Origin of the sequence: Pseudomonas sp. FFUP_PS_473, from assembly GCF_002858665.1 — a bacterium.
Taxonomy (GTDB): domain Bacteria; phylum Pseudomonadota; class Gammaproteobacteria; order Pseudomonadales; family Pseudomonadaceae; genus Aquipseudomonas; species Aquipseudomonas defluvii.
In genome coordinates this window covers 23,372-30,296 of sequence record NZ_PJQQ01000049.1, presented here as the reverse complement: position 1 = coordinate 30,296, position 6,925 = coordinate 23,372, and the positions used below count along the sequence as shown (strand labels likewise).

Annotated in this window: 6 protein-coding genes; 1 reads left to right on the top strand and 5 read right to left on the bottom strand. The window is 57.1% G+C overall.

The features are described from left to right. The first annotated feature begins 270 nt into the window (after positions 1-270). Positions 271-543: a hypothetical protein gene (locus tag CYD26_RS22940; RefSeq protein ID WP_099774015.1), complete on the top strand. Its 273-nt coding sequence runs from the start codon at positions 271-273 to the stop codon at positions 541-543. A 124-nt stretch (positions 544-667) separates the two neighbouring features. Here the strand turns inward: CYD26_RS22940 and CYD26_RS22935 are convergent, their stop codons facing one another. The 5 genes from CYD26_RS22935 to lpdA form a co-directional block, all read right to left on the bottom strand. Continuing rightward, entirely contained in the window at positions 668-1,408 is a 741-nt protein-coding gene (locus tag CYD26_RS22935; RefSeq protein ID WP_099774014.1) for a DUF599 domain-containing protein, read from the bottom strand. Positions 1,409-1,603: 195 nt separating this feature from the next. Next, entirely contained in the window at positions 1,604-2,917 is a 1,314-nt protein-coding gene (brnQ, locus tag CYD26_RS22930; RefSeq protein ID WP_102053749.1) for a branched-chain amino acid transport system II carrier protein, read from the bottom strand. 314 nt (positions 2,918-3,231) lie between these two features. Beyond that, complete coding sequence (sucD, locus tag CYD26_RS22925) at positions 3,232-4,113, bottom strand: succinate--CoA ligase subunit alpha (protein ID WP_065759447.1); 882 nt, start codon at positions 4,111-4,113, stop codon at positions 3,232-3,234. Beyond that, positions 4,113-5,279 (bottom strand): ADP-forming succinate--CoA ligase subunit beta, encoded by a 1,167-nt coding sequence (sucC, locus tag CYD26_RS22920; protein WP_065759448.1) that lies wholly within the window; start codon positions 5,277-5,279, stop codon positions 4,113-4,115. Before sucC ends, sucD begins: the two co-directional genes overlap by 1 nt. A 176-nt stretch (positions 5,280-5,455) precedes the next feature. After that, a complete protein-coding gene (gene lpdA / locus CYD26_RS22915; RefSeq protein ID WP_065759449.1) occupies positions 5,456-6,892 on the bottom strand; it encodes a dihydrolipoyl dehydrogenase in 1,437 nt (478 codons plus the stop codon). Positions 6,893-6,925: the final 33 nt, after the last annotated feature.

Below are 6,925 nucleotides of genomic sequence, written 5' to 3'. Positions count from 1 at the left end.
AAAATGCCATGGCAATGCGGCATGATGCTCCGGCTTCAATTCAATAACCGTGTTGCACTCAGCTCCTGCAACCGCCAAGCGCTGAGCCTGCGCCATTAATGGTGTCTCACTCATCTTCTTCAGCCCCGTCGTTATCTGCGCCGATGCACAAGCCTAGAAAAAAGTCTATATGGATCCAACAGTTATATATCTGTATCGTATGCGGAACTTATTCCTCAGCCTTGAACTCAAAGGGTTCAAGTAACTGTATTCCACCAGGAGAAACACCCCATGCGTAAACCTTTTGCTTATGCCCTGATGCTGGCCGCTACCCTGGGTCTGGCTGCTTGTGACAAAGCTGCAGAAACCAAAGCACCAGAAGCACCTAAGGCTGCTGAGCAAGCTGCACAGAAAGTCGAAGAAGCTCAGAATAAAGTGAACGAAGCGGCGAAAGAAACTGTCGATGCTGCTAAAGAAACCGTCGAAGCTGCCAAAGACCAAGCTGAAGCTGCTGCGCCTGCTGCCCCAGCACCAGAAGCAACGCCAGCCAAGCCTGCTAACTAAGCAGCCGCCCGGCAAAAAAAACCCGACACTGTCGGGTTTTTTTATGCCTTTCAAAACCTGTGCCTGTCAAAACCCATGTAACGTCGACCTGAACATCAATAACAATGCACAACACACTAGCGGTTCAAACCAGAGGTTCCTTATTGACCTCAGGCATGGGTGCTTCTGTCGGGGTAAACACCATAACTTCGAGCACATCGGAATGGAATTCCCGACGGTAAAGTACCAACACAACACCTGCACTCGTCGCCATGAATAACCAGGGGTTGATGAACCAACTGAGTAAGGCCAGGCCAAAGTAGTAAGAGCGCAACCCGAAGTTGAACTGGTTGGCCGCCAGGGAAACAACCCGTGCCGCACGCGAGGCAAACGCTTTACGTTCCTGCTCACTGACATGGCGCTCGCCAATCATCGGCGCAGACCCCACCAATACGGCCGCAAAGTTGTACTGGCGCATGCACCAACTGAAGGTAAAGAAGGCATAGATAAAGACCATTGCCAGGCACAGCAACTTGATCTCGGACATGCTCTGCGACGCTTGCTGCACCAACGGCAAATCAGCCAGCAACGACAGCGCCCGGTCCGATGCACCGAGCACCGTCAGGATGCCAGCGAGGATAATCAGCGTACTGGAAGCGAAAAACGAGGCGTTACGCTCCAGGTTACCGATCACACTGGCATCGGCAATCCGGTTGTCGCGCAACAACATGCGGCGCATCCAATCTTCGCGGTACAGGTGCAGAACACTGGCCAGGCACGCCGTGTCACGGCCTTTCCAGGTGGCATAACGGGTGTAGCCACCCCAGCAGACAACGAACCAGCAAACAGCCAGTAGATTAATCAGATTGCTTTGAATGAAGCTCATGGACGGTCCTGATCAAGAGGTTTCGCGCACAGTAAAGTGCGTCGATGGCCTTTCGACGCTTTATCACAAAAAAAGACACGTCACACCCCATAAACGAAAAACCCCACATCTTTATCGGATGTGGGGTTGGGCATCTGCCTAAGCTGACGCACGATGGCTTGTGGCCGGCGTCAACCTTGGGCGAACGCTATCGGCTCAGGCCAGGGCTTCGCGCGGCTTGCCGAGCAGGCGGTCAAAGACCACCGCCACGACCAGGGTCGCCACACTCGGTACCAACCAGGCCAGGCCCTGCTCGCTCAGCGGCAGGTTCGCCAGTGACTCAGGCAACCAGCTTGCCAGCGACGTGCCCTTGATGGCATCGACCAGGCCAAACAGCAGCGAGACCAGCATCACAGGTGCCAGAATACGCGCCGACGAATGCCACAGCTCTTTGCAGAAGCTCAGGCCGACCAGCACGATGCACGGCGGGTAGATGGCCGTCAGCAACGGAATCGAGAACAGGATCAACTTGGTCAGCCCCAGGTTCGACACCACCAGCGAGAACACTGCCAGAATGACCACCAGGGTACGATAGGACAGAGGCAGCACCTGGCTGAAGTACTCAGCACATGCGCACGTCAGGCCAACCGCAGTCACCAGGCAGGCCAGCGCAATCAACACGGCCAGGAACGTGCTACCGAGCGAGCCGAACGTATGCTGCACATAGGCATGCAGTACGGCGGCGCCGTTGGTGGCCCCCATGGCGATGTCGTGGCTGCCTGCGCCAAGACGGAACAGGCTGACATACACCAGCGCCAGGCCAACGCCGGCAATCAGGCCGGCGATAATGGCGTAACGGGTAATCAGCTGCGGCGACTCGACACCCCGCGAGCGGATGGCGTTGACGATGACGATACCGAACACCAACGCACCCAGGGTATCCATGGTCAGGTAACCATTGATGAAGCCCTGGGAAAACGGTGCGGCCACATAAGCGGGTTGAGCCTCGCCAATCGTGCCGGCAGGCAGCATGAATGCCGCGATGCCAAGCGCTGCCAGGGCGATAATCTTCAGCGGCGCAAGAAAGCGGCCTACGGTGTCCAGCAATTTGCCGGGGTACATCGACACGGCCAGCACGACCAGGAAATACACCAGGCTATACAGGAACAGCGCAACCGGGTTTTCACCCACCAATGGCGCGATACCCACTTCAAACGATACGGTAGCCGTACGCGGGGTCGCGAACAGCGGGCCAACAGCCAGGTAGCAGACCGCCGCCAACAGACCACCTGCGACCTTGCCGATCGGGCTGCTCAGGGCGTCCATACCGCCGCCAACCTTGGCCAGTGCAACCACGGTGATCACCGGCAAACCAACCGCGGTAACCAGGAAACCCAGCGCTGCCATCCAGACATGAGGGCCGGACTGCAAACCAACGATAGGCGGGAAAATAATATTGCCAGCTCCGACGAACAACGCGAACGTCATAAAGCCAAGCGCCAGGATGTCCTGGCCTTTCAACACTTTCATTAAGGAAATACCACACTACTGAAATCGGGATTTAGAGAGGGATTTCCCCTTGGGTGAGGGAAATGCTGTCTGACCGGATTAGCCAGACCCGTTTAGCGTGTCGTTCCCTTTTGAGGAGCGGGCACAAAATGAGTGCATAGGTTAACGAATTTACGCCGGAAACGCACGGCTGCAGGGGCGCCTGTCCGATGTGCGAATGTGCAGGTCGTCTGGAAATGCCGGGATTGATACCCCCGCCACTAGCGCATCGCCCAGAACGCACAAAGGCCACCCGAAGGTGGCCTTTGTGGTTGAAGCAGTCAGTCAGCCGAAGCTTACTTGACAGCCCAACCGGTCAGCTCAGCCAGGGCCTTGCCGATGTCCGCCAACGAACGGACAGTTTTCACGCCAGCGTCTTGCAGGGCAGCGAATTTCTCGTCTGCAGTGCCTTTACCGCCGGAGATGATTGCACCAGCATGGCCCATGCGCTTGCCCGGAGGAGCAGTCACACCAGCAATGTAGGAAACCACTGGCTTGGTCACGTGAGCCTTGATGTAGGCAGCAGCTTCTTCTTCAGCAGAACCGCCGATCTCACCGATCATGACAATCGCTTCGGTCTTCGGGTCTTCCTGGAACAGTTTCAGGATGTCGATGAAGTTGGAGCCTGGGATCGGGTCACCACCGATACCAACGCAGGTGGACTGACCGAAACCGGCGTCAGTAGTCTGCTTGACGGCTTCATAGGTCAGGGTGCCGGAACGGGAAACGATACCGACTTTGCCTGGCAAGTGAATGTGACCTGGCATGATGCCGATCTTGCACTCGCCCGGTGTGATAACGCCTGGGCAGTTAGGGCCGATCAGGGTAACACCCAGCTCGTCACACTTGACCTTCGCGTCCAGCATGTCCAGGGTTGGAATGCCTTCGGTGATGCAGACGATCAGCTTGATACCGCCGAACGCCGCTTCCAGGATCGAGTCCTTGCAGAAAGGCGCTGGAACGTAGATGACCGAAGCGTCGGCGCCAGTGGCAGCAACGGCTTCCTTGACGGTGTTGAACACCGGCAGGTTCAGGTGGGTGGTACCACCCTTGCCTGGGGTCACGCCGCCGACCATCTTGGTGCCGTAGGCGATGGCTTGTTCGGAGTGGAAAGTACCCTGCGAGCCAGTGAAGCCCTGGCAGATGACTTTGGTATCTTTATTGATCAGGACGCTCATTACTTGCCCTCCGCAGCTTTGACAACTTGTTGAGCAGCGTCGGTCAGGCTGGTTGCCGCGATGATGTTCAAACCGCTTTCTGCCAGTACTTTAGCGCCCAGTTCGGCGTTGTTGCCTTCCAGACGAACAACGACCGGCACTTTGACGCCGACTTCTTTCACTGCGCCGATGATGCCTTCGGCAATCATGTCGCAACGAACGATACCGCCGAAAATGTTGACCAATACTGCAGCGACATTGCTGTCGGACAGGATGATCTTGAACGCTTCGGTTACGCGCTCTTTGGTTGCGCCGCCACCTACGTCGAGGAAGTTGGCTGGCTTGCCGCCGTGCAGGTTGACGATGTCCATGGTACCCATGGCCAGGCCAGCACCGTTGACCATGCAGCCGATGTTACCTTCCAGTGCCACGTAGTTCAGTTCGAACTGGGCAGCATGGGCTTCACGCGCGTCGTCTTGCGACGGGTCGTGGAAGGTCTTCAGCTTAGGCTGACGGTACATGGCGTTGGCGTCGATGTTGATCTTGGCATCGAGGCAATGCAGATCGCCGTCGGCCTTGATCACCAGCGGGTTCACTTCCAGCAGTGCCAGGTCATGGTCTTTGAACAGCTTGGCCAGACCGGTGAAAATCTTGGCGAACTGAGCAACCTGCTTGCCTTCCAGACCCAGCTGGAACGCCAGTTCACGACCCTGGAATGGCTGAGCGCCAACCAGTGGATCGATAGTAGCCTTGAGGATTTTTTCAGGGGTATCGTGAGCAATTTTCTCGATGTCCACGCCACCTTCGGTGGACGCCATGAACACGATGCGACGGCTCGAACGATCGACTACAGCGCCCAGGTACAGTTCCTTGGCGATGTCAGTGCAGGATTCGACCAGGATCTTGGTGACTGGTTGACCGTTGGCGTCAGTCTGGTAGGTCACCAGACGCTTGCCCAACCATTGTGCAGCGAACGCTTTTGCGTCTTCTTTGCTGCGAACCAGCTTAACGCCACCCGCTTTACCGCGACCGCCAGCGTGAACCTGGGCTTTTACAACCCATTCGGTACCGCCGATCTTTTCGCAAGCTTCTGCTGCAGCTTCAGGGGTATCGACTGCGAAACCCTTGGAAACTGGCAGGCCGTATTCAGCGAACAGCTGCTTACCCTGATACTCGTGAAGATTCATTCTTTTTACCGTCTTCGTTAGGTACTGCGCTTCGGCGCTGCGCCCTTTCGGGTGCCGCGCCACCTGTGACTGCTTGCCTGGAAAGTTGCCTCACCAGACTCGAGTCCGGCGAACTTTCCGCGGTGAGTCATGCAAGCAAGACTCACGACGGGCCGTCCGCCGTGGTTTCTTATTATTTAACGCTTTTTACGGTTCGCTACGTGAATGGCACCGCCATTCACAGCCAGCGCGGCTTCATGCAGCGCTTCGGACAGGGTCGGATGGGAGAAAACCATCATGCCCAGGTCTTCGGCGCTGGTGCCGAATTCCATCGCGATTGCACCCTGCTGCACCAGTTCGGCGGCGCTTGGGCCAATCACATGTACACCCAGTACGCGGTCGGTCTTGGCGTCGGCAATAACCTTGACGAAACCACCGGTATCGTTGGCAGCCATCGCACGACCACTGGCCGCGAACGGGAAGGTGCCCACGTTAACCTCAACGCCTTCAGCCTTCAAGGCTTGTTCGGTCTTGCCGACCCACGCGATTTCCGGGTGGGTGTAGATAACCGAAGGGATCAGGTCATAGTTCATCTGGGCCTTGTGACCCTTGATGCGCTCGACAACCATGATGCCCTCTTCCGACGCCTTGTGCGCCAGCATCATGCCGCGAACCACGTCACCAATGGCGTAGACGCCCGGTACGCTGGTAGCGCAGTAGTCGTCGACGAAGATGAAACCACGCTCGTCGATGGTCACGCCGCTGTCAGCTGCCAGCAGGTCAGTGGTCACTGGACGACGGCCGACCGCAACGATCAGCTTGTCGAAGGTGATTTTCTGTTCGCCGTTGGCGTCGGTGTAGGTCACTTCGACTTCTTCGCCGTTGACCTTGGAGCCAGTCACACGCGCACCCAGCTTGACGTCCAGACCTTGCTTGGTCAGGGTCTTCAGGGCTTCCTTGGAGACGGCAGTGTCGGCAGCCATCAGGAAGGTGTCCAGCGCTTCCAGAACGGTAACCTGAGCGCCCAGACGCGACCAGACAGAGCCCAGTTCCAGACCGATAACGCCAGCACCGATAACACCCAGACGCTTAGGCACTGCCTGGAATTCCAGGGCGCCAGTGGAGTCGACGATGACTTTCTGATCAACCGGAGCCGGTGGAATGTCGATCGGACGCGAGCCGGAAGCCAGGATCACGTTCTCGGCTTCGATGACTTCAACGGTGCCGTCAGCCTTGGTGACTTCGACTTTCTTGCCAGCCAGCAGTTTGCCGTGGCCCTGGATCGAAGTAACGCCGTTAGCCTTGAACAGGGTAGCAACGCCGCCGGTCAGGTTCTTGACGATGTTCGCCTTGCGGCCAACCATCGCAGGAACGTCCATCTTCACTTCACCAGTGGTGATACCGTGAACGCCGAATGCGTCCTTGGCTTCGTGGTATTTCCAGGAGCTGTCCAGCAGCGCCTTGGAAGGAATGCAGCCAACGTTCAGGCAGGTACCGCCCAGGGCCAGCTTGCCTTCGCCGTCGGTGTACTTCTCGATACAGGCAGTCTTCAGACCAAGTTGTGCGGCCTTGATGGCGGCTACATAGCCGCCAGGGCCCGCACCGATAACTACTACGTCGAATTTCTGGGTCATAAAGGATTCCTTTTAGCTACAAGCCACAAGCTT

Excerpts from the sequence above, each read along its gene's own strand:
- CYD26_RS22935 (WP_099774014.1), bottom strand. The coding sequence starts at position 1,408 with ATGAGCTTCATTCAAAGCAATCTGATTAATCTACTGGCTGTTTGCTGG.
- brnQ (WP_102053749.1), bottom strand. The coding sequence starts at position 2,917 with ATGAAAGTGTTGAAAGGCCAGGACATCCTGGCGCTTGGCTTTATGACG.
- CYD26_RS22940 (WP_099774015.1), top strand. The coding sequence starts at position 271 with ATGCGTAAACCTTTTGCTTATGCCCTGATGCTGGCCGCTACCCTGGGT.
- sucD (WP_065759447.1), bottom strand. The coding sequence starts at position 4,113 with ATGAGCGTCCTGATCAATAAAGATACCAAAGTCATCTGCCAGGGCTTC.
- sucC (WP_065759448.1), bottom strand. The coding sequence starts at position 5,279 with ATGAATCTTCACGAGTATCAGGGTAAGCAGCTGTTCGCTGAATACGGC.
- lpdA (WP_065759449.1), bottom strand. The coding sequence starts at position 6,892 with ATGACCCAGAAATTCGACGTAGTAGTTATCGGTGCGGGCCCTGGCGGC.